The 22,387-nt window shown below is 59.1% G+C and carries 20 protein-coding genes; 6 read left to right on the top strand and 14 right to left on the bottom strand.

Annotated elements, in window-relative coordinates; genetic code table 11:
- Positions 1-264: 264 nt before the first annotated feature.
- The 4 genes from ACX3YF_RS13140 to glpD all read left to right on the top strand — a co-directional run bounded on the left by ACX3YF_RS13140 (position 265) and on the right by glpD (position 5,352).
- Positions 265-1,116, top strand: a complete 852-nt coding sequence (locus ACX3YF_RS13140) for an MIP/aquaporin family protein (RefSeq protein WP_458973791.1) — start codon at positions 265-267, stop codon at positions 1,114-1,116.
- A 75-nt stretch (positions 1,117-1,191) separates the two neighbouring features.
- Positions 1,192-2,697, top strand: a complete 1,506-nt coding sequence (glpK, locus tag ACX3YF_RS13135) for a glycerol kinase GlpK (protein ID WP_458973790.1) — start codon at positions 1,192-1,194, stop codon at positions 2,695-2,697.
- 94 nt (positions 2,698-2,791) lie between these two features.
- Positions 2,792-3,547, top strand: a complete 756-nt coding sequence (locus ACX3YF_RS13130; protein WP_047532714.1) for a DeoR/GlpR family transcriptional regulator — start codon at positions 2,792-2,794, stop codon at positions 3,545-3,547.
- A 266-nt stretch (positions 3,548-3,813) separates the two neighbouring features.
- Positions 3,814-5,352 carry a glycerol-3-phosphate dehydrogenase gene (glpD, locus tag ACX3YF_RS13125; protein ID WP_458973789.1) on the top strand — a complete coding sequence of 513 codons (1,539 nt, stop codon included), beginning with the start codon at positions 3,814-3,816 and terminating at the stop codon, positions 5,350-5,352.
- 128 nt (positions 5,353-5,480) lie between these two features.
- Here glpD and ACX3YF_RS13120 read toward each other — a convergent pair whose 3' ends face one another.
- The 3 genes from ACX3YF_RS13120 to ACX3YF_RS13110 all read right to left on the bottom strand — a co-directional run bounded on the left by ACX3YF_RS13120 (position 5,481) and on the right by ACX3YF_RS13110 (position 9,173).
- Positions 5,481-6,590, bottom strand: coding sequence for an NADH:flavin oxidoreductase/NADH oxidase (locus tag ACX3YF_RS13120; RefSeq protein ID WP_130204457.1), 1,110 nt, complete (start codon positions 6,588-6,590; stop codon positions 5,481-5,483).
- A 264-nt stretch (positions 6,591-6,854) separates the two neighbouring features.
- Positions 6,855-8,564 carry a single-stranded-DNA-specific exonuclease RecJ gene (recJ, locus tag ACX3YF_RS13115; protein ID WP_130204456.1) on the bottom strand — a complete coding sequence of 570 codons (1,710 nt, stop codon included), beginning with the start codon at positions 8,562-8,564 and terminating at the stop codon, positions 6,855-6,857.
- Positions 8,565-8,630: 66 nt separating this feature from the next.
- Positions 8,631-9,173 (bottom strand): YaeQ family protein, encoded by a 543-nt coding sequence (locus ACX3YF_RS13110; protein WP_047532723.1) that lies wholly within the window; start codon positions 9,171-9,173, stop codon positions 8,631-8,633.
- Between the two features lie 148 nt (positions 9,174-9,321).
- On the opposite strand from ACX3YF_RS13110, the gene ACX3YF_RS13105 reads away from it, so the two are divergent.
- Together ACX3YF_RS13105 and ACX3YF_RS13100 are read left to right on the top strand one after the other, a co-directional pair.
- Positions 9,322-10,521 carry a CaiB/BaiF CoA transferase family protein gene (locus ACX3YF_RS13105; protein WP_458973788.1) on the top strand — a complete coding sequence of 400 codons (1,200 nt, stop codon included), beginning with the start codon at positions 9,322-9,324 and terminating at the stop codon, positions 10,519-10,521.
- The gene (locus tag ACX3YF_RS13100; protein ID WP_458973787.1) at positions 10,475-11,443 is read left to right on the top strand and encodes a TIGR02285 family protein; all 969 of its coding nucleotides are present in this window, start codon (positions 10,475-10,477) and stop codon (positions 11,441-11,443) included. The genes ACX3YF_RS13105 and ACX3YF_RS13100 overlap by 47 nt, the downstream gene beginning before the upstream one ends.
- Positions 11,444-11,614: 171 nt before the next feature.
- Here ACX3YF_RS13100 and ACX3YF_RS13095 read toward each other — a convergent pair whose 3' ends face one another.
- The 11 genes from ACX3YF_RS13095 to ffh form a co-directional block, all read right to left on the bottom strand.
- Positions 11,615-11,902, bottom strand: a complete 288-nt coding sequence (locus ACX3YF_RS13095; protein ID WP_130204453.1) for a DUF3509 domain-containing protein — start codon at positions 11,900-11,902, stop codon at positions 11,615-11,617.
- A 160-nt stretch (positions 11,903-12,062) separates the two neighbouring features.
- Entirely contained in the window at positions 12,063-13,403 is a 1,341-nt protein-coding gene (locus ACX3YF_RS13090) for a transporter substrate-binding domain-containing protein (protein WP_458973786.1), read from the bottom strand.
- Positions 13,404-13,524: 121 nt separating this feature from the next.
- Positions 13,525-14,934, bottom strand: coding sequence for a threonine synthase (gene thrC / locus ACX3YF_RS13085; protein ID WP_007990037.1), 1,410 nt, complete (start codon positions 14,932-14,934; stop codon positions 13,525-13,527).
- Positions 14,935-15,001: 67 nt separating this feature from the next.
- Positions 15,002-16,306, bottom strand: coding sequence for a homoserine dehydrogenase (locus ACX3YF_RS13080; protein ID WP_047539052.1), 1,305 nt, complete (start codon positions 16,304-16,306; stop codon positions 15,002-15,004).
- 134 nt (positions 16,307-16,440) lie between these two features.
- Complete coding sequence (dsbC, locus tag ACX3YF_RS13075; protein ID WP_047532736.1) at positions 16,441-17,172, bottom strand: bifunctional protein-disulfide isomerase/oxidoreductase DsbC; 732 nt, start codon at positions 17,170-17,172, stop codon at positions 16,441-16,443.
- A gap of 248 nt (positions 17,173-17,420) precedes the next feature.
- Complete coding sequence (gene xerD, locus ACX3YF_RS13070) at positions 17,421-18,317, bottom strand: site-specific tyrosine recombinase XerD (protein WP_103403883.1); 897 nt, start codon at positions 18,315-18,317, stop codon at positions 17,421-17,423.
- A gap of 345 nt (positions 18,318-18,662) precedes the next feature.
- The gene (gene rplS / locus ACX3YF_RS13065) at positions 18,663-19,013 is read right to left on the bottom strand and encodes a 50S ribosomal protein L19 (RefSeq protein ID WP_003175895.1); all 351 of its coding nucleotides are present in this window, start codon (positions 19,011-19,013) and stop codon (positions 18,663-18,665) included.
- 45 nt (positions 19,014-19,058) lie between these two features.
- Positions 19,059-19,811 carry a tRNA (guanosine(37)-N1)-methyltransferase TrmD gene (gene trmD, locus ACX3YF_RS13060; RefSeq protein ID WP_077046481.1) on the bottom strand — a complete coding sequence of 251 codons (753 nt, stop codon included), beginning with the start codon at positions 19,809-19,811 and terminating at the stop codon, positions 19,059-19,061.
- Between the two features lie 2 nt (positions 19,812-19,813).
- Positions 19,814-20,350, bottom strand: a complete 537-nt coding sequence (gene rimM, locus ACX3YF_RS13055; RefSeq protein ID WP_007972729.1) for a ribosome maturation factor RimM — start codon at positions 20,348-20,350, stop codon at positions 19,814-19,816.
- 5 nt (positions 20,351-20,355) lie between these two features.
- Positions 20,356-20,607, bottom strand: a complete 252-nt coding sequence (gene rpsP, locus ACX3YF_RS13050) for a 30S ribosomal protein S16 (RefSeq protein WP_003198088.1) — start codon at positions 20,605-20,607, stop codon at positions 20,356-20,358.
- 296 nt (positions 20,608-20,903) lie between these two features.
- Entirely contained in the window at positions 20,904-22,280 is a 1,377-nt protein-coding gene (gene ffh / locus ACX3YF_RS13045; protein ID WP_130204450.1) for a signal recognition particle protein, read from the bottom strand.
- Between the last annotated feature and the right edge of the window lie 107 nt (positions 22,281-22,387).

The following is a 22,387-nucleotide window of genomic DNA, read 5'->3' as shown; positions in this document are numbered from 1 at the left end:
AAAAGGCTCTATGGCGCGCCCTTCCGTCCATTCAATCAATAGGTCATTCATGCGACGAATAGTTGCATTCTGACTGACGGTTCACTTTCGACCTTTGACAGCAGTGTTTCTTGTCTATATTTTTTCGTTTTTGAAACTGCACGAAACGTCCTACCGCAGCACCCAGCAACAAACCGGGCAATGGATGGGGATCCTGACCCGGTGAAAAAACGCGCTTTGACCATGATGGAAAGAAAGCGCCAGACAATAAAAAATGAGGTTTCAATGACAACCGCTTTACAACAACCGTCGCTCTCGAGCCAATGCATGGCCGAGTTCCTGGGTACTGCTTTGCTCATCTTTTTTGGTACGGGTTGCGTCGCCGCCCTCAAAGTCGCGGGTGCCAGCTTTGGTCTGTGGGAAATCAGCATCATCTGGGGTATCGGCGTGAGCATGGCGATCTACCTGACCGCCGGGGTTTCCGGCGCTCATCTCAACCCTGCCGTCAGCATCGCGCTGAGCATTTTCGCCGACTTCGAAAAGCGCAAACTGCCGTTCTACATCCTGGCCCAAGTGGCGGGTGCCTTTTGTGGCGCCTTGTTGGTTTACACGCTGTACAGCAATCTATTCTTCGATTTCGAACAAACTCACCATATGGTTCGCGGCACTGAAGCCAGCCTGGAATTGGCGTCGGTGTTCTCCACCTTTCCCAATCCGAGCCTGTCCACCTCACAGGCCTTTCTGGTCGAGGTGATCATCACCGCCATTCTGATGGGCGTGATCATGTCCCTGACTGACGACAACAATGGCCTGCCGAACGGCCCGCTGGCGCCAGTCCTGATTGGTTTGCTGATCGCTGTGATCGGCAGTTCGATGGGACCGCTGACCGGTTTCGCCATGAACCCCGCCCGTGACTTCGGCCCTAAATTGATGACGTTCTTCGCTGGCAGGGGTGACATTTCCTTCACCGGCGGGCGCGATATCCCGTACTTCCTGGTTCCGGTTTTCGCACCGATTATCGGGGCCTGCCTCGGCGCCGCAGCCTATCGCGGGGTCATTGCCCGCCATCTGCCAAGCGTCGCACCTGCTACAAAGGACACAGCACCGGCCATTGACGGCAAACCAAGAATTTCTTGATACCGTTGGCACGTGATTCTGCCCATTCAATCGCGCGCCAGACCTCACTCCCTTATTTCGTCCAAGGCAATCGACATGACCGACACACAGAATAAGAACTACATCATTGCCCTCGATCAGGGTACGACCAGCTCCCGCGCGATCATCTTCGACCGCGACGCCAACGTGGTCTGCACTGCACAGCGCGAATTCGCCCAGCATTACCCGCAAGCGGGCTGGGTCGAACACGACCCGATGGAAATCTTCGCCACCCAAAGCGCCGTGATGGTCGAGGCCCTGGCTCAAGCCGGCCTGCATCACGATCAGGTCGCCGCCATCGGCATTACCAACCAACGTGAAACCACCGTGGTCTGGGACAAGAACACCGGCCGCCCGATCTACAACGCGATCGTCTGGCAGTGCCGCCGCAGCACCGAGATCTGCCAGCAGCTCAAGCGTGATGGCCACGAGCAATACATCAGCGAGACCACGGGCCTGGTCACCGACCCGTACTTCTCCGGCACCAAACTCAAGTGGATCCTCGATCACGTCGAAGGCAGCCGTGAACGCGCGCGCAACGGCGAGTTGTTGTTCGGCACCGTCGACAGCTGGCTGATCTGGAAATTTACCGGCGGCAAGGTCCACGTCACCGACTACACCAACGCCTCGCGCACCATGCTCTTCAACATCCACACCCTGGAGTGGGACGCGAAGATGCTGGAGGTGCTGGACATCCCGCGTGAAATGCTGCCCCAGGTGAAATCGTCGTCGGAGATCTACGGCCATACCAAAAGCGGCATCGCCATCGGCGGGATCGCCGGCGACCAGCAAGCGGCGCTGTTCGGTCAGATGTGCGTCGAGGCAGGCCAGGCCAAGAACACCTACGGCACCGGTTGCTTCCTGCTGATGAACACCGGCGACAAAGCCGTGAAGTCCAGACACGGCATGCTCACCACCATCGCGTGCGGTCCGCGCGGTGAAGTGGTCTACGCCCTGGAAGGCGCTGTGTTCAATGGCGGCTCCACCGTCCAGTGGCTGCGCGACGAGCTGAAAATCATCAACGACGCCCACGACACCGAATACTTCGCCAACAAGGTCAAGGACAGCAACGGCGTGTACCTGGTACCGGCGTTCACTGGCCTGGGCGCGCCGTACTGGGACCCGTATGCCCGTGGCGCACTGTTCGGCCTGACCCGGGGCGTCCGTGTGGATCACATCATTCGTGCCGCGCTGGAGTCGATTGCCTACCAGACCCGCGACGTGCTCGACGCCATGCAGCAAGACGCCGGCGAACGCCTCAAGGCCCTGCGCGTGGACGGCGGTGCCGTGGCGAACAACTTCCTCATGCAGTTCCAGGCCGACATCCTCGGCACGCAGGTCGAGCGCCCGCAAATGCGCGAGACCACCGCACTGGGTGCCGCGTACCTGGCAGGCCTGGCCTGCGGCTTCTGGGGCAGCCTGGAAGAACTGCGCGGCAAGGCGGTTATTGAACGCAAGTTCGAACCGGCGCTGGACGAAGCGGCGAAGGAAAAACTCTACGCCGGCTGGAAAAAAGCCGTCAGCCGCACCCGCGATTGGGAGCCGCACGAAGGGGCTGAATAACCCAGGCAGCAGACTGTAGCCGCGAGTAACTGGTCGGGAGGAGATTCCTGCGGCATCATGGGCAAATTTTGCTCGGCAGCCCAAAGGACGCCCCATGAATCTGCCTCCCCGTCAGCAGCAAATTCTCGAACTGGTCCGCGAACGCGGGTACGTCAGTATCGAGGAAATGGCCACGCTGTTCGTTGTTACACCGCAGACCATTCGCCGCGATATCAATCAGCTGGCGGAAGCCAATTTGTTGCGTCGTTACCACGGCGGCGCAGCCTACGACTCCAGCGTCGAAAACACCGCCTACGCCATGCGCGCCGATCAGATGCGCGACGAGAAACAGCGCATCGGCGAAGCGATCGCCGCACAGATCCCCGATCACGCCTCGCTGTTCATCAATATCGGCACGACCACCGAATCGATTGCCCGGGCGCTGCTCAACCACAGCCATCTGAAAATCATCACCAACAACCTGCATGTGGCTTCGATGCTCAGCGCCAAGGACGACTTCGATGTTCTGCTGACCGGGGGCAATGTGCGACGTGACGGTGGCGTGGTCGGTCAGGCCAGTGTCGATTTCATCAACCAGTTCAAGGTCGATTTCGCCCTGGTTGGCATCAGCGGCATTGATGAAGACGGCAGCCTGCTGGATTTCGATTATCAGGAAGTGCGGGTTTCCCAGGCGATCATCGCCAATGCCCGACAAGTGATTCTGGCCGCGGACTCCAGCAAGTTCGGGCGCAACGCCATGATTCGCCTGGGGCCGATCAGCCTGGTTGATTGCCTGGTCACGGATCAGCAGCCTTCCCCTGCGCTGGCGCAGCTTTTGAGCCAGCACAAAGTCAGACTGGAAGTCGTTTAACACCGCGCCATTAAATAATCTGCAGGAGTCGGCTTGGCGGCGATCGGCCTGAATGACGCCATTGCCGGCAAGCCAGGTTCCTATAGAACCTACTTCCCCTCCCCCTCTGCAAAATGTTCGATAATTTTCCTTTAAACGCCTTTCGATGAGTTTTTTCAATCGAATCTGACTGGCTGCATGCGTCTTTATGGGCTAGTATTTTCGCAAATGAACATTCATGTTCGATTTCAAATACAGAACTTCAAAGAATCCCGAGGCCCGAGCCGATGCCCACTTCCACCTTGCCTACGCCCCCTCTTGCCGAGGTCTACGATATCGCCGTCATTGGTGGCGGGATCAATGGCGTGGGGATCGCAGCGGATGCCGCCGGTCGCGGTCTCTCGGTGTTCCTTTGCGAAAAGGATGATTTGGCCAGCCATACCTCGTCGGCCAGCAGCAAGCTGATCCATGGCGGCCTGCGTTATCTCGAACACTATGAATTCCGTCTGGTGCGCGAAGCCCTGGCCGAGCGTGAGGTGCTGCTGGCCAAGGCTCCGCACATCGTCAAGCCAATGCGCTTTGTGCTGCCGCATCGCCCGCACCTGCGACCCGCCTGGATGATTCGTGCCGGCCTGTTCCTGTACGACCATCTGGGCAAACGGGAAAAACTCGCCGGTTCGAAAAGCCTGACGTTCGGTCCCGATAGCGCGCTGAAAAGTGAAATCACCAAGGGCTTCGAATACTCCGACTGCTGGGTCGACGATGCACGGCTGGTGGTGCTCAATGCCATGGCCGCCCGGGAACAAGGCGCCCATGTCCATACCCAGACCCGTTGCGTCAGCGCTCGTCGCGCCAAAGGCCTGTGGCACCTGCATCTGGAGCGCGCCGATGGCAGTCTGTTTTCGATCCGCGCCAAGGCGCTGGTGAATGCCGCTGGCCCATGGGTCGCCAAGTTCATCCGCGACGACCTGAAGATGGAATCGCCCTACGGTATCCGCCTGATCCAGGGCAGCCACCTGATCGTGCCGAAGCTGTACGAAGGCGAGCACGCGCACATTCTGCAAAACGAAGATCAGCGCATCGTGTTCACCATTCCTTACCTGAACCATTTCACCCTGATCGGCACCACCGACCGCGAATACACGGGCGATCCGGCAAAGGTGGCGATCACTGAAGGCGAAACCGACTACCTGCTCAAAGTGGTCAATGCCCACTTCAAAAAGCAAATCAGCCGCGACGACATCCTGCACAGTTATTCCGGCGTGCGTCCGCTGTGCAACGACGAATCCGACAACCCGTCGGCCGTCACGCGCGATTACACCCTGGCGCTGTCGGGCAGTGGCGAAGAAGCACCGTTGTTGTCGGTATTCGGTGGCAAGCTGACCACCTACCGCAAACTGGCCGAATCGGCGCTTGCGCAACTGGCGCCGTACTTTGCGCAGATGAAGCCGAGCTGGACCGCCAACGCGACCTTGCCGGGCGGCGAAGACATGACCACCCCGCAAGCGCTGAGCGCGTTGATTCGCGACAAGTTCGACTGGGTCCCGACAGAAATTTCGCGCCGCTGGGCGACCACCTACGGCAGCCGTACCTGGCGTCTGCTCGAAGGCGTACAGAACCTCAGTGACATGGGCGAACACATCGGTGGCGGCCTCTACACCCGCGAAGTCGATTACTTGTGCAGTGAAGAGTGGGCCACCACCGCACACGACATCCTGTGGCGCCGCAGCAAGCTCGGGTTGTTCACCACGGCCGCGGAACAGGACAAGCTCAAGGATTACCTGAACAAGGTCGAGCAGCACCGCAGCAAGATCGAAGCAGCCTGATTGCACCGCTTGATACTGTAGGCGCGAGCATGCTCGCGAAAAACGCCAGGGCAACGCGGGGTATCCGGCAGAGCGCGTTATCGTTGACGTCCATCGCGAGCAGGCTCGCTCCTACAAGAGGCGCTGTCTCATATATCCCGCAAATCTGATTCATGGATGGGTTGGTCACGGTGGGTCGCACGCTGGTACTGCGCCGGCCAGATGGCTTTGCGTCCGCCGAGATCGTCATCCGCGTGCAGCGGCCAGTAAGGATCGCGCAACAACTCGCGGGCCAGGAAAATGATATCCGCCTGACAGGTGCGCAGAATGTGTTCGGCCTGAGCCGGCTCGGTGATCATGCCTACGGTGCCAGTCGCAATTTCAGCTTCCTTGCGAACGCGCTCGGCAAAGCGAGTCTGATAACCAGGCCCAGTGGGAATTTCCGCATTCGCCGCCGTGCCGCCGGACGAAACATCGATCAGGTCCACACCCAGCGCCTTGAGCCGCCGCGCCAGCTCGACGGTTTCATCGGGATTCCAGCCGTCCTCCACCCAGTCAGTGGCCGAAACCCGGACAAACAACGGCAACTCTTCGGGCCACACCGCGCGCACCGCTTCGGTGACTTGCAGCACCAGGCGGATGCGATTTTCGAATGATCCGCCGTATTGATCGCGCCGTTGATTACTCAAGGGCGAAAGAAACTGGTGCAACAGATAACCATGGGCCGCATGCACCTCGACCACTTTGAAACCGGCAATCAGCGCGCGCTTGGCCGAATCGACGAAGGCCTGAATGACGTTGGCGATTTCGCCGTCATCAAGCTGCCTGGGCTGAGTGTGCTGGGGGTCGAACGCGATCGGTGACGGGCCGACCGGAAGCCAGCCGCCCTCTTCGATCTTAACGCTGCCATGCTTGCCCAGCCACGGCCGATAGGTGCTGGCCTTTCGCCCTGCGTGCGCCAACTGGATACCCGCAACGGCGCCTTGGGCAGCAATGAAGCGGGTGATGCGTTGCAGTGGCTCGATTTGCTCATCGTTCCACAAACCAAGGTCTTGCGCGGTGATACGCCCGTCGGCCGTGACCGCCGTGGCTTCGGTGAACACCAGTCCGGCCCCGCCGATGGCACGGCTGCCGAGGTGGACCAGGTGCCAGTCATTGGCCAGGCCATCCACACTGGAATACTGGCACATCGGGGATACCGCGATGCGGTTGAGCAGGGTCAGTTGACGAAGGGTATAGGGTTCAAGCAGCAGACTCATGGGGCACCTCTCGAATCAGTGGTCAGGCTCCAGGGTTCTGTTTGAAAAGTCGACGAGTGACAGGAAATAGATGCAGCACCCGCCCCCGCGGGCAAAAAATTCGACAAGACGTCACAAGGATTATCAAGCAGTGATTAGAGCCTAGTCGACATCGCAGTAGGAGCGAGCTTGCTCGCGAAAAAACCAGAGGCGCCGATGGAGACCAGATTCAGCGCGTTATCGTTCACGACCATCGCGAGCAAGCTCGCTCCTACATGTATCGGCTCAACGCGGTTCGATGTGGGCAATCATCAGTTGAACGGTCTCGTTGCCGCGGAACTCGTTGACGTCGAGCTTGTAGGCCAGTTCCACCCACTTGATGGTCGGATTCGGCCAGATATCGCGGTCGACACCAAAGGCAATGCCATCGAGCTTGACCGAACCACATTCGCTTCTGAGCACCACCTTGAGGTGCCGTTCGCCGACGACGCGTTGCTCGACCAACTGAAACACCCCGTGAAACAGCGGCTCCGGAAAGTGTTGCCCCCAGGGACCGGCATGGCGCAGCGCGCGGGCCAGTTCCAGGTGAAACTCCTCGACCGCCAGGGTGCCGTCCGACAGCAGACGCCCGGTCAGGTCTTCTTCGCGCAATTGCCTGCGCACCTCAGCGTCAAAGGCCTCGGCGAACAGCGGAAAATTAGCTTCCGGCAGGGTCAGACCGGCGGCCATGGCATGGCCGCCATATTTGCTGATCAGGTTCGGATGCTGCGCCGCCACCACGCTCAGGGCATCGCGGATATGGAAGCCCTGGACCGAACGCCCCGAGCCCTTGAGCAGCCCGTCTCCCGCATCGGCAAAGGCGATGGTCGGACGGAAATAGCGCTCTTTCATGCGCGATGCGAGGATGCCGATGACGCCCTGGTGCCACTCGGGATCGAACAGACACAGACCAAATGGCATGGAATCCACCGGCAAATCCTTTAGCTGGGCCAGCGCTTCACGCTGCATGCCCTGCTCGATGGATTTGCGGTCCTGGTTCATGCCGTCCAGCTGAGCGGCCATCTCGCGGGCCAGCGCCGCATCCTCGGTCAGCAGGCATTCGATGCCCAGGCTCATGTCATCCAGGCGCCCCGCTGCGTTCAGGCGCGGGCCGACAATGAATCCCAGGTCGGTGGAGGTGATGCGCGCCGGCTCACGCTTGGCCACTTCGAGGATCGCCTTGATGCCCGGCCGCGCACGTCCGGCGCGAATCCGCTCGAGGCCCTGGTGCACCAGAATCCGGTTGTTGGCATCCAGCGGCACCACGTCAGCCACGCTGCCCAACGCCACGAGGTCGAGCAATTCGCCGATGTTCGGCTGCGGCTTGTTCTCGTACCAGCCCAGGCTGCGCAAGCGCGCGCGCAGGGCCATCAGCACATAGAAAATCACCCCGACACCGGCCAGCGCCTTGCTCGGGAACTCACAACCTGGCTGGTTCGGGTTGACGATGGCGTCGGCCTGGGGCAATTCATCACCGGGCAAGTGGTGGTCGGTGACCAGCACCTTGAGGCCAGCCTTTTTCGCTGCGGCCACACCTTCGACACTGGAAATACCGTTGTCCACGGTGATCAACAGCTGTGGCTGACGCTCCAGCGCCACGGCAACGATCTCCGGTGTCAGGCCGTAACCGTAGTCAAAACGGTTGGGCACCAGGTAATCGACATGGGCCGCGCCCAGCAGGCGCAGACCCAGGGTGCCCACGGTGCTGGCCGTCGCGCCATCGGCGTCGAAATCGCCGACGATCAGAATCCGTTGCCGCTGTTCAAGCGCGGTCACCAGCAGGTCCACGGCAGCATCAATGCCCTTGAGCTGCTGGAACGGAATCAGCCGCGCCAGACTCTTGTCCAGCTCGACTGCGGATTGCACGCCCCGCGCGGCGTAGAGTCGGGTCAGCAGGGGTGGAATATCACCCAGCAATGGCAAGGGGTCGGGCAACAGGCGAGATTCAATGCGCATGGGGTGACAGGAGCTTCTCTTCAGTACGTGGGATAAAGGCGCATGACGCGGTCCAGCGGCGAACGATCAGCCGCGTTCGCCGGCCAGCCACTGCAACTGGACTTCATGCTGGCCACGATCGTCAGTGACGAAAATCGTCCCTTCACTGATCATCACGTCCCACTTGATAACGCGAGGCATGTCCTTGGCCAGGGTTTCCAGAACTTCCTGGGGCACGGCGGCGATGTTGACGTTTTTCAGGTTTTTGATCGCCGGGATCACCTTGCCTTCCCAGACGCGCAGGCTGCCGTAGGCCAGCAGGCTGGTGCGTTCGGTGCGACGCGAACACCAGGTCAGGCGCTCGGCATCCGGCTGGCCGACTTCGATCCAGTGCAGGACACGGTCATCCAGGCTTTTTTCCCACAAGGCCGGTTCATCCACTTCTGAAAGACCCCGGCCAAAGGACAGCTGCTCGTTGTACCAGAGGGCATAGGCCAGCAGGCGCACGGTCATACGCTCTTCGGTTTCCGAAGGGTGACGGGCGATGGTCTGCTTGACGCTCTCGTAAACGCTGCGGTCAAGGTCGGTGAGGTTCAGTTCAAACTTGTAAGTCGTGGACGGCTGGGCCATGAACGGGCTTCTTGATACGAGGAAAGTCGGCAAGTCTAACCGATGCGGCAGGCAATCAACGAATAGAAGGCGATCTACCTTGAGCGCCTGACAGTCGGCTATGTTAAAAGTCTGTATTCGCTCAGTCTTTTGTCCTACAGGATTTAGTATGCCGCTCACCGACAAACCGCTCTCGGGTCTGAAAGTCATCGAATTGGGCACCTTGATTGCCGGTCCGTTTGCCTCGCGCATCTGCGCCGAATTCGGTGCCGATGTGGTCAAGATCGAGTCTCCGGACGGTGGCGATCCGCTGCGCAAGTGGCGCAAGTTGTACGAAGGGACTTCGCTGTGGTGGTTCGTTCAGGCGCGCAACAAAAAGTCGCTGACGCTCAACCTCAAACATCTGGATGGCCTGGCGATTCTGAAAAAGCTGCTCAGTGAAGCGGACATCCTGATCGAAAACTTCCGCCCCGGCGTGCTGGAAAAACTCGGTCTGGGCTGGGAGGTCTTGCACGCGCTGAACCCGAAACTGGTGATGGTGCGACTCTCGGGCTTCGGTCAGACCGGTCCGATGAAGGATCAGCCGGGGTTTGGAGCGGTCGGTGAATCCATGGGGGGCCTGCGTTACATCACCGGGTTCGAAGACCGGCCGCCGGTGCGTACCGGGATTTCCATTGGTGATTCGATCGCTGCACTCTGGGGCGTGATTGGTGCGCTGATGGCCCTGCGTCACCGCGAGGTCAATGGCGGCCAGGGGCAAGTGGTGGATGTGGCGCTGTATGAAGCGATTTTCGCCATGATGGAAAGCATGGTCCCGGAATTTGATGTTTTCGGCTTTATTCGCGAACGCACCGGCAACATCATGCCCGGTATTACCCCCTCCTCGATCCACACCAGCGCCGACGGCAAACATGTGCAGATCGGCGCCAATGGCGATGCGATCTTCAAGCGTTTCATGATGATCATCGGTCGCGAAGACCTGGCCAATGACCCGACCCTGGCCAGCAACGATGGGCGCGACAGCCGCCGCGACGAGCTCTACGGGGTGATCGATCGCTGGGTCAATTCGTTGCCGCTGGACACGGTCATAGAGCGCTTGAACCAGGCCGATGTGCCCGCCAGCCGGATCTTCAGCGCCGAAGACATGTTCAGCGACCCGCAATACCTGGCCCGGGAAATGTTCCTGCAGGCCAAGCTTCCTGATGGCAAAGACTTCAAGATGCCGGGGATTGTGCCGAAACTCTCAGAGACACCCGGTGAATGTGAATGGGTCGGGCCGCAACTGGGTGAGCATAACGCACAGGTACTCCAGGAACTTGGCTATGACGCGTCGCAGATCGCACAGCTGCGCAAAGACGGGGCCATCTGAGCTGAAGCGTCTGCTGGCGCGGTCAATAAAGCACTGCCTGCCACTGACCAGGCGGGTGTTGTTTGCGTTGGTGAGCATGTGGCTGATCAGCGGACTGACCTTGCCGATGCTGGCACAGGCCGGGGAATCCCTGGTCTGGCTGAAGCGGGACCTGCCGCCACTGTTCATTTTCGAAGGGCCGGACAAGAATCAGGGTGTCATCGATCAGCTGTTGCGGCAGCTAATCGCCGGCATGCCCCAGTACCAGCACAGCGTAAAGAAGGTCAATCGTGCCCGCGGACTGCAAATGCTCCGCGAATCGGCGCTCACGTGCGATGCAGCGCTGAATTGGAGCAAGGAGCGCGATAACTGGATCGCGTTTTCCGTTCCGGTCTTCCGCGCCATGAGCAACGGCTTGGCCGTACGCCGTGGCGATCGGGAGGTGTTGACGCCTTTCATCAAGGACGGAGAGGTGGATCTGGCGGCCCTGCTGGCCACTGGCAGCGTAACGCTGGGGATTGTTGCCGAACGCAACTACGGCGAGTTTATCGATGCACTGCTCAAGCAAGCCTCCCCTCAAGCACTGACCCTGCACTACGGCAACGACGCGCTGGGTAGCCTGCTTCAGATGCAACGCCTCGGGCGCCTGCACCTGTTGCTGGGCTACCGACCGGAGATCCGCTACCAGGCTCAGCGACAAGGGATCGACGAGGATGAATTGCAGTTCTATCCGATTCGCGGCACCGGCAAGTACCTGTCCGGCTACATCGGCTGTACCGACACGCCCCAAGGCCGACAGGCAATCATCGAGATCAATCAACTACTGCACAACCTGCCTCGCGATGAACTGAGCGAGGCCTACGCCGCCTGGCTCGACCCGGAAAGTCGCAGCGAGTATCTGCAGGCGTCCAAGGCATTTTTTGAGCTGCAGGCCGGGCACTGACAACCACCCGACAAAAAGAAACCCCGAGAAGTGGGGAGACGACTCGGGGTTAAACGTGGCCTATCTATAGACCATTGGCAGCAAGCTACAAGCACCGGAGCACAATGCTTGATCCTGCTGTTAAAAGATCTGACTGATCCGGGCGCAGGAAGGTTCCCACAAAAAACAATTTCAATTCCGGCGGGCCAGCAACTTGTCTTGAGCTGCATGGCGCAATGCCGCAATGACACAGGGCTCCAGCCGCCCTTCCGCAATCAGCACATCGCGATGCAAACCGTCGACCACATCCGTGAGCAGACGTTTATCACTCAATTGGGCCTGGTTGAACTCGCGTTCGACCACAACGGCACCCATCGTATTCGTCAATGACACCCGGCATTCACCATGAATACCCGACGGGGTCAGCGTCACCTGGTACGGGCTCAGAGCCTCACCGAGCAAGAGACTGATACTTTCCATCTCGATCACCACTCAATAGTCCGAAACAAAGTGCCTGGGGTATCTCTACAGTAAATGACCGCTGGCCCGAGAAGAAAGTTCTGAAAACCGATTGCCGGGAAGCTGAGCCTCCCGTCGATAGAGCATGCATGCCAAAGATGACAGAGAAAAAACAAGCGCATCACGCCCGTCGGATGCGCTGGTCGATATCAGTCCAGCCCCCGAGCAAACCTCGCAGTTGGCCGTCCGAACTGTAAAACGGCACCGTCCATTGATAGATGTCCCTGAGGCCATTCATGAACAGCAATTGCCGCTCACTGAAGTGCGACTTGCGATTAGCCAGTTGAGCCATGAACTCGGTGTGCAGCAGCTCAGCAGTCGCTTTGGGCAACACATCGAGTTCAATCAGTTGGCGCCCCTGCATTTGATCGAAACGGGTCGACAACCTCTCCTCATAGCTTTTATTGCACATGATCAAACGCCCTTGCAGATCCCGGACGAAAATCGGATCAGGCATGGCGTCGATCAACGCGTGCTGGAACGCAAGCTGATCACTGAGGCTTTTCTCGGCCTGTGCCCGTTGCTGGACCAATGCTGCCAAGCGGCGGTTCCAGAGTAAGGACAGCAACCCGAAGAGGCCGGCGATAACGACTCCCCAGCAGCCCCACTCGGCAATCCGTTGACCGACGGTACGTACTGGCGCTGGTGTTATCCCATTGAACCATTTCTGGCGAATGGCACGTAATTCGGCGGGAGGAAACGCCTCAAGCGCCTTGTTGAGGATGCTCAGCAACTGCGGCTGACCTTGACGCACTGCCAGGTAGTCCGGGTCCCACTTGCCCTCGACGATATGGCCCACCTGAAGCAATCCCGAGGGAAAAAGTTGAGCACCGATCTCGTTTTCGATAGTTGCATGGGCCAGCCCGCTTTCGACCCACGCGCGGGCCTCGGCGCTGGTCTTGACAGAGCGCAACTCAATGGCTGGATATTCGCGACGAATCAAGGCCTCCAGGGCGTGGCGGGCCGGCAACACCAACACTCTTTTTGCCAACTGCTGCAGCGATTGCACTGGCGGCTCCCCAGCCCGACCGACGAACACCCAGCCAGCGCCACCAAACGCATAGCTGAAGTCCAGAAACGCTTTGCGTTCATCATTCATCGAGAGCGTGGTGCTCATGTCCGCAGCCCCCCTCTCCAGACTTTCAAGCATCTGATCGATCGAAAAGGACTCGACATGAACAAACTGCAAACCGGTCATGGCGCTGATGCGATCAAGCAAATCCCTGTTCAAGCCACTCCAATGGCCATGCTCGTCCTTGAACAGGTACAGCGGGTATTCCAGTGATGCGACGATGACGCGCGGATGCTCGGTAATCCATTTCAGCTCTTGAGCGTCCAGCCTGATCGTCTTCACGGGCTCAGGAACCACCGAATGAGAGGCCAGCCCCCATTGGGAGAAAACCAGGGCGCCGAGCAACAACAGCCAGCATGGGGCTGACCTTGACCTTCTGAAAAACAGCATTGCCACTTCCTTGATGATCAGCTCGCCCGTCCTTCATGGGCGACTCTTCCCGGCAAGTGTGGCATGCAGAAACAAGAAAGCCCGTCAGGAGACGGGCTTCAATTTGTGACAGCTTTTGCCGTTACAAAGGCTTGCCACGGTTGCCATGCTGACTGACAAAGGCCTGTACGGCTTTCAAGTCATTCGGCAACACGGTGCACCGCTCATCTCGCTCAAACAAATCAGAAAGATGTGCGGGGAGTTCGAGTGCTTTTCCTACACCGGCTTTTTCCACGGCGTCCGGGAATTTGACCGGGTGGGCGGTGCCCAGGATCACCATCGGAATATCCAGGCTACGACGGCATTCCCGTGCAGCCTTCACGCCGATGGCGGTGTGCGGATCCAGCACTTCACCGGTCTGCTCATAGACTTCGGCGATGGTTTCGCAGGTTTGTGCATCATCCACTGCCAGCGAATCGAACAGTTTGCGTGCTTCGGTCCAGCGCTCCTGCTCGACGCTGAAACCGCCACCTTGCTTGAAGCTGTCCATCAACCCGGCGATCGCCGCACCGTTGCGACCGTGCAGGTCGAACAGCAGACGCTCGAAGTTCGACGACACCATGATGTCCATGGAAGGCGACAGGGTGGCGTGCAGGGTTTCCTTGACGTACTGATTGCCGCTCATGAAGCGGTGCAGGATGTCGTTGCGATTGGTGGCGACGATCAACTGGTTGATCGGCAGGCCCATGTTGCGCGCCAGGTAGCCAGCGAAAATATCGCCGAAGTTGCCGGTCGGCACCGAGAACGACACCGAACGCGCCGGGCCACCCAACTGCAGCGCAGCGTGGAAGTAGTAAACGATCTGGGCCATGATTCGCGCCCAGTTGATCGAGTTCACCGCCACCAGGCGAGTGCCCTTCAGGAAACCCTGGTCGGCGAAGCTCGCCTTGACCATTTCCTGGCAGTCATCGAAGTTGCCTTCGATCGCAATGTTGTGGATGTTCTCGCCGAAGATGGTGGTCATCTGCCGACGCTGCACTTCCGAAACACGGTTGTGCGGGTGCAGGATGAAGATATCGACGTTTTCGCAGTGCTTGCAGCCTTCGATGGCGGCCGAGCCGGTATCACCGGAGGTCGCACCAACGATCACCACACGCTCGCCACGTTTTTCCAGCACGTAGTCGAGCAGGCGACCGAGCAGTTGCAGGGCGAAGTCCTTGAACGCCAGGGTCGGGCCGTGGAACAGCTCCAGCACCCATTCGTTACCGTTCAACTGACGCAGCGGCGCAACGGCGCTGTGGGCGAACACACCGTAGGTTTCTTCGAGGATCTTTTTGAAATCGGCGTCCGGAATGCTGCCGGTGACAAACGGGCGCATGACCCGGAACGCCAGCTCGTGATACGGCAGACCTGCCCAGGAAGCGATTTCTTCCTGGGTGAAACGTGGCAGGTTTTCCGGGACGTACAGACCGCCGTCGGTGGCCAGACCGGCCAGCAGGACGTCTTCGAAATTCAGGGCCGGTGCCTGGCCGCGGGTACTGATGTAACGCATGACTGACTCCAATGGACAGTGTTCGTAAACCCGGGCTCAACCCGTGAGCCCGGTGAACGATAACGGCTTAGTTCAGGTGCTCGACACGGATCCGTACGACAGGACCCACAACGCCAGCCAAGGCTTCCAGGGCGGTGATCGCGTCGTTGATGTGCTGCTCCAGCACACGGTGGGTCAGCAGGATCATCGGCACCAGGCCGTCGTGTTCTTCGACTTCCTTCTGCATGATCGATTCGATGTTGATACCGCGCTCCGACAGGATGCTCGCGACTTGCGCCAGCACGCCCGGATGGTCCTTGGCCTGAATGCGCAGGTAGTAGGCGCTTTCGCAGGCTTCGATCGGCAGGATCGGGTGCGCCGACAGCGAATCCGGCTGGAAGGCCAGGTGCGGCACGCGGTTTTCCGGATCGGAAGTCATGGCGCGAACGACATCCACCAGGTCGGCAATGACCGACGAAGCCGTCGGTTCCATGCCGGCGCCGGCACCGTAGAACAGGGTCGAGCCGGCAGCATCACCGTTGACCATGACCGCGTTCATCACGCCGTTGACGTTGGCGATCAAACGATCGGCCGGGATCAGCGTCGGGTGTACGCGCAGCTCAATACCGGCCGCGGTGCTGCGCGCCACGCCCAGATGCTTGATGCGATAGCCCAGCGCTTCGGCATAGTTCACGTCAGCGGTGGTCAGCTTGGTGATGCCTTCGGTGTAGGCCTTGTCGAATTGCAGCGGGATACCGAAGGCGATGGACGCCAGGATCGTCAGCTTGTGCGCCGCGTCGATGCCTTCAACGTCGAAGGTCGGATCGGCTTCGGCATAACCCAGAGCTTGCGCCTCGGCCAGCACGTCTTCGAAGGTGCGACCCTTTTCGCGCATCTCGGTCAGGATAAAGTTACCGGTGCCGTTGATGATCCCGGCCACCCAGTTGATACGGTTGGCCGACAGGCCTTCACGGATCGCCTTGATCACCGGGATGCCACCCGCCACGGCTGCTTCGAACGCAACGATCACGCCCTTTTCGCGAGCCTTGGCGAAAATTTCGTTACCGTGAACGGCGATAAGCGCCTTGTTCGCGGTGACCACATGCTTGCCATTCTCGATGGCCTTGAGTACCAGCTCACGGGCAACGGTGTAGCCGCCCATCAGCTCTATAACGATGTCGATCTCAGGGTTCGTGGCCACTTCGAAGACATCGTTGGTAATCGCAATACCGGTCGTTTGGAACTGAGGCTTTGGCGTGCGCATGGCAATTTGTGCCACTTCGATTCCACGCCCGGCACGACGAGCAATTTCCTCGGCGTTGCGCTGAAGTACGTTGAAGGTACCGCCACCGACGGTTCCTAACCCACAGATGCCTACTTTGACCGGTTTCACTGTGAACTCCCCATAAAACGGCCGACTCAAGGCCGGCCGTGAAAACAACCGCATGCTCGCGGCTCTCTATTGATGGCCCGGCGAATGCTGCTGCCGGACCATGATCGTCAACGGCTGACCGTGACGATGCGAATTTACTTCGCGCCCAACGCCAGTTTGGCGACTTGTGGCGCAGGCTGGTAGCCCGGAATGACCTGACCGTCGGCCAAAACGATGGCCGGCGTACCGTTCACGCCAATCGACTGGCCGAGGGCGAACTGTTTGGAAACCGGGTTATCGCACTTGGCGGCCTTGATTTCCTTGCCGTCGACCATCTTGTCCATGGCCGCTTTCTTGTCTTTCGAGCACCATACCGCTTGCAACTGTTCGTCACCCGGCGAGCCCAGGCCCTGGCGCGGGAACGCAACATAACGCACTTCGATGCCGCGCTTGTTCAGCTCAGGCACTTCTGCGTGCAGTTTGTGGCAGTACGGGCAGGTGGTGTCGGTGAACACGGTGATGTGCGACTTGGTTTCGCCAATGGCCGGGTATACCACGGTTTCAGCGACCGGAATCTCATTGATCAACTTGGAGATACCCAGTCGCTCGGTCTTCTCGGTCAGGTTGACCGGTTTGCCATCCTTGAGCTGGAACAGGTAGCCCTGAACCACGTACTGGCCGTCGGCACTGGCATACAGCACGCGGCTGCCCTTCAATTTGACTTCGTACAAGCCCGGCAGCGGGCTGGCGGTGATGCTTTCTACCGGCACTTCGAGCTGGAGGTTTTCCAGGCTTTTACGGATGGCTTTGTCGGCCGCGTCATCGGCGACGGCAAAGGTGCTGACCAACGCAATGGCGGCGGCAGCGAAAATCTGGGTCAGACGCATGAGAACTCCTGAAGGCGGACAAATGGGACGATCAGAACGCCCGTGCCGAAACACCGGGTCATAACCGCCCATCGTGCAAACCGACAAAGCCTACCACATAAGGCAACGGTGTCCGACTCCCGGTGATGCAAGGCTTTGACGACTGCTTTCTGTGGGAGCGAGCTTGCTCGCGATCGCGGTCAATCAGGCGCCATTAATGTTGGAGTTCAGGCCTCATCGCAAGCAAGCTCGCTCCCACAGGACTTTTGCTAGCCTCTAGGATGGTGCTTGGCGTGCAAGTCCTGCAACCGCGCCCGGGCAACATGGGTATAGATCTGGGTGGTCGACAAATCGCTGTGCCCCAGCAGCATCTGCACCACCCGAAGGTCGGCACCGTGGTTGAGCAAGTGTGTGGCGAAAGCATGTCGCAATGTGTGCGGCGACAGCGACTTGCCGATTCCCGCGACTTTCGCCTGATGCTTGATCCGATGCCAGAACGTCTGGCGGGTCATCTGCTCGCCGCGCTGACTGGGGAACAAGACATCGCTGGGACGCCCGCCAAGCAGCTCGCCGCGCCCATCGCGCATGTAGCGCTCGACCCAGACAATCGCCTCCTCACCCATCGGCACCAGTCGCTCCTTGCTGCCTTTGCCCATCACTCGCAAGACGCCTTGGCGCAGATTGACCTGCTCCAGCGTCAGGCTGATCAGCTCCGTCACCCGAAGGCCGCAGGCATAAAGCACTTCCAGCATGGCGCGGTCGCGCTGTCCGATGGCTTCGCTCAAATCAGGCGCCTTCAACAGTGCTTCTACATCGGCCTCCGACAAGGATTTGGGCAGCGGCCTGCCGAGTTGCGGCATATCGATGCGAAGTGTCGGGTCAACGGCGATCAGCTTTTCCCGCAGCAAATAGCGATAGAAGCCACGCACGCCAGAGAGAAATCGCGCGGTTGAACGGGGTTTGTAGTTTTGCTCCACACGCCACGCCAGGTGGTCGAGGATCAACTCGCGTCCGGCGTTGGCCAACTCCAGCCCTTTCTCCTGCAACCAGCCGTTGAACAGGGCCAGATCACTGCGATAGGCATCGCGGGTGTTATCGGAAAGCCCCTTCTCCAACCACAGTGCGTCGAGGAACTGGTCTATCAATGGATGTTCGATGGCAGGCATGGGCACTCAAAACACACGGCGTTGAAACGGCGCGTAAAAATTCAGGAAGACGGTAGAAACGGTCGCTAGTCTTTCATAGCCAGCCACAGCAAGAAACAGGGAGCTTGAATGAGTGGACAGCAGATTGTGTTGGCATTCTGGCCGGTCCCGTTTTGCACTACTGCGCCTGCGCGCGCATCGCGCAAGGTTCTGCTGCAACCGGACAGTCGAGTGGACTCTGCTGACGCTGATTCAGCCCTGGGCAGGGCAGGCTCGACAGCACGGGGATCTGCTCAAGCGTCGCTAAATCACAGGCAACAAAAAAGCAGCCCGTAGGCTGCTTTTTTTCTGCATCGGAAGCTGGACTTAAGCCAGTTTTTCCTTGATGCGAGCTGCTTTACCGGACAGGTCACGCAGGTAGTACAGCTTGGCTTTACGTACGTCACCGCGACGCTTAACGGCCATGCTGTCGATTTGCGGGCTGTAGGTCTGGAAAGTACGCTCTACGCCAACACCGTTGGAGATTTTACGAACGGTGAATGCACTGTTTACGCCGCGGTTACGCTTGGCGATAACAACGCCTTCGAACGCTTGCAGACGCGAACGGTCGCCTTCCTTCACTTTCACCTGAACGACAATGGTGTCGCCCGGGGCAAAGGTAGGGATCTCTTTGGTCATCTGCTCTGCTTCGAGTGCAAGGATGATTTTGTTAGTCATGCTGTGCTCCTAAGGTAAATCGTCGGATCTACCATCGATACGTTGTTAACTATCGTCCCGCTCGCGGATATATTCCTCGAGCAGCTTCTTCTCTTCTCCAGAAAGCGAGCGGCTTTCCAGAAGATCGGCGCGTCGTTCATAGGTCCGACCAAGGGACTGCTGTAAACGCCAACGCCGGATGTGCGCGTGATTGCCACTTAGCAATACGTCGGGAACACGCTGATCCGCATACACCTCCGGTCGGGTGTAGTGCGGGCAATCCAGCAAACCATCCGTAAAGGAATCTTCCTCGGCGGAGTCCGCATGCCCTAAAGCTCCAGGCAGCAGTCGTGTAACCGCATCGATCAGGACCATCGCCGGCAGCTCACCGCCAGACAGTACATAGTCGCCAATCGACCACTCTTCATCGACATGAGCATCAATAAAACGCTCGTCAATGCCTTCATAGCGGCCGGCAATCAGGATCAATGCATCCAGATTCGCCAACTCGCGTACCGCCGACTGAGTCAGTTGACGGCCTTGGGGCGACAGGTAAATAACCTTCGCGCCCTCCCCGGCGGCGGCTTTGGCTTGAACCAGAGCGTCTTCCAGGGGCTTGATCTTCATCACCATGCCCGGACCACCGCCAAATGGGCGATCATCCACAGTGTGATGTCGATCCGTCGTGTAGTCTCGCGGATTCCAACAGGTGAGCTGCAAGAGCCCCTGTTTCACCGCACGACTGGTGATGCCGTACTCGCTGATGGCGGAGAACATCTCGGGAAACAAACTGATCACTTCTACGCGCAAGTTAGCCACGCTTAGAAATCCGCGTCCCAATCCACCTTCATCTCGCCCGCGGCCAGGTCGACTGCCAACACGCATTGCTCGGTATAGGGCAACAGGCGTTCGCGATCATCCAGGCTGCCAGCGCAAGGCTTGACCACCATTACATCATTCGAGCCGGTCTCTAGCAGGTGATCGATCTTCCCGAACAGTTGTCCGAGGGTGTCGATAACCTTGAGACCTTCCAGCTGGTACCAGTAGTACTCGCCGTCGGTCAGTTCAGGGAACAGGTTGCGCGGCACGCAGATCTCATAACCGGCCAGAAGACGAGCTTCCTCACGATCATCGAGACCCTTGAGCTTTGCGACCAGGAACTTGTCGTTCCCGCGTCCGCTGACCAGCTCTACCTGCTTTACATTGCCGTCACGCTTGAGCGTCCAGGTTTTGTAATCCAGCAGGTTCTTAATCGGATCAGTAAAGGAATACACCTTCACTTCGCCGCGAACGCCGTGAACCGAGTAAATCTTGCCGATAACGATCAAATCATCAGCAACAGCTGGCGTCGCGTTCATATTGCTCAGGCCGCAGCCTTAGCAGATTCCTTCAACAACTGAGCAACGCGCTCAGAAGGTTGTGCACCAACGCTCAGCCAGTAGGCTACGCGCTCTTGGTTCACGGACAGACGGACTTCTTGACCACGAGCAACAGGGTTGAAGAAACCAACCTGTTCCTTGTGCGAACCGTCGCGCGGGTTGCGGCTGTCGGTTACGGTCAAGTGGTAAAACGGGCGCTTTTTGGAGCCGCCAAGGGCAAGACGGATTGTTAGCATGTGAACATCGTTCCTGTAGTCGGTGCTGCAAATCTAAATGCACAGCGGGCATGGGTGCCCGAAAGGCCGCATATTCTAAGGAATATCCGGACTTTTGCAAATGCCTTTTTCCGGCACCTATCAAAGTGCCATTCAGATCTGCCATAGAGCCGTCGTTGAAAACGGCCGGTCAGCTCCCGCCAAATGCGGGTTTGCTGGAGATCCCGCGTCCCTGCGGGGTCTGCGCCGGTGCGACGACCGGCGCGGATTCTGGTGCTCTGTTACGCCAGTACGCTCAGTTTTGGCGTGACAGGGCACTAAATTTTCGGCATGCCGCCGCCGGGCAACATACCGCCCATGCCGCGCATCATTTTGGCCATCCCGCCTTTCGCGGAGAATTTCTTCATCATCTTCTGCATCTGCTTGTGCTGCTTGATCAAGCGACCGATGTCCTGCACTTGCGTGCCGGAACCCATGGCGATACGACGCTTGCGCGAACCGCTGATCAGCTCAGGGTCACGGCGCTCGGCCGGGGTCATGGAGTTGATGATGGCTTCCATCTGCTTGAATTGCTTCTCTGCCGCGCTCTGGGCGTTGCCCATCTGCGCCAGGTTCACGCCGCCCATGTTCGGCAGCTTGTCCATGAGGCCGCCGAGGCCGCCCATGTTTTTCATCTGTTGCAGCTGATCACGGAAGTCTTCGAGGTCGAAACCCTTGCCCTTCTTCAGCTTCTTGGCCAGCTTGTCGGCCTTGTCCTTGTCGAGGGTCGCTTCTGCCTGTTCGATCAGGCTGAGAACGTCACCCATGCCGAGGATCCGCGAGGCGATACGCTCAGGGTGGAACGGATCGAGCGCTTCGCTCTTCTCGCCCATACCGATGAACTTGATCGGCTTGCCGGTGATGGCGCGCACCGAAAGGGCCGCACCGCCACGGGCGTCACCGTCGACCTTGGTCAGGATCACACCGGTCAATGGCAGCGCATCGCCGAAGGCCTTGGCCGTGTTGGCGGCATCCTGGCCGGTCATGGCGTCGACCACGAACAGGGTCTCGACCGGGTTGATCGCGGCATGCAGCGCCTTGATCTCGCCCATCATCTCTTCATCGATGTGCAGGCGACCGGCGGTATCGACGATCACCACGTCGATGAATTTGAGTTTTGCTTCTTTAATAGCGGCTTGCGCGATCGCGACCGGCTTCTGGCTCAGGTCGGAAGGAAAGAAGGTAACGCCGACTTCGCCCGCGAGCATTTCCAGCTGTTTGATCGCCGCAGGACGGTAGACGTCCGCAGACACGACCATGACCGACTTCTTCTTGCGCTCTTTAAGGAAGCGCGCGAGCTTGCCGGCGGTGGTGGTTTTACCAGCGCCCTGCAAACCGGCCATCAGGATCACGGCAGGTGGAACGGCGCTCAGGTTCAGGTCTTCGTTGGCCGCGCCCATCAGGCTTTCGAGTTCGGCCTGGACGATTTTCACGAAGGCCTGGCCCGGCGTCAGGCTGCGCGACACCTCGGTACCGACAGCGCGTTCCTTGACCGAGTTGACGAAGTCTTTGACCACCGGCAAGGCGACGTCGGCTTCGAGCAACGCCATGCGCACTTCACGCAGGGTGTCTTTGATGTTGTCTTCGGTCAGCTTGGCCTTGCCGGTGACATGGCGCAGCGTCTGCGAGAGACGGTCGGTTAAGTTTTCAAACATTGCGCGATCCTTTCAGGCCCTGTGTAGACCGGGATAGTGGCGGCCCGTACCGGACTAAAACGTGTACTCGGCGAGCCTGCGGCGTGGGCAGGTCGCGGATTATAGCG

Source organism: Pseudomonas fluorescens group sp. PF-69, from assembly GCF_054481235.1.
Note: the sequence above shows the minus strand (reverse complement) of the source record. Positions and strands in the feature narration are given on the sequence as shown.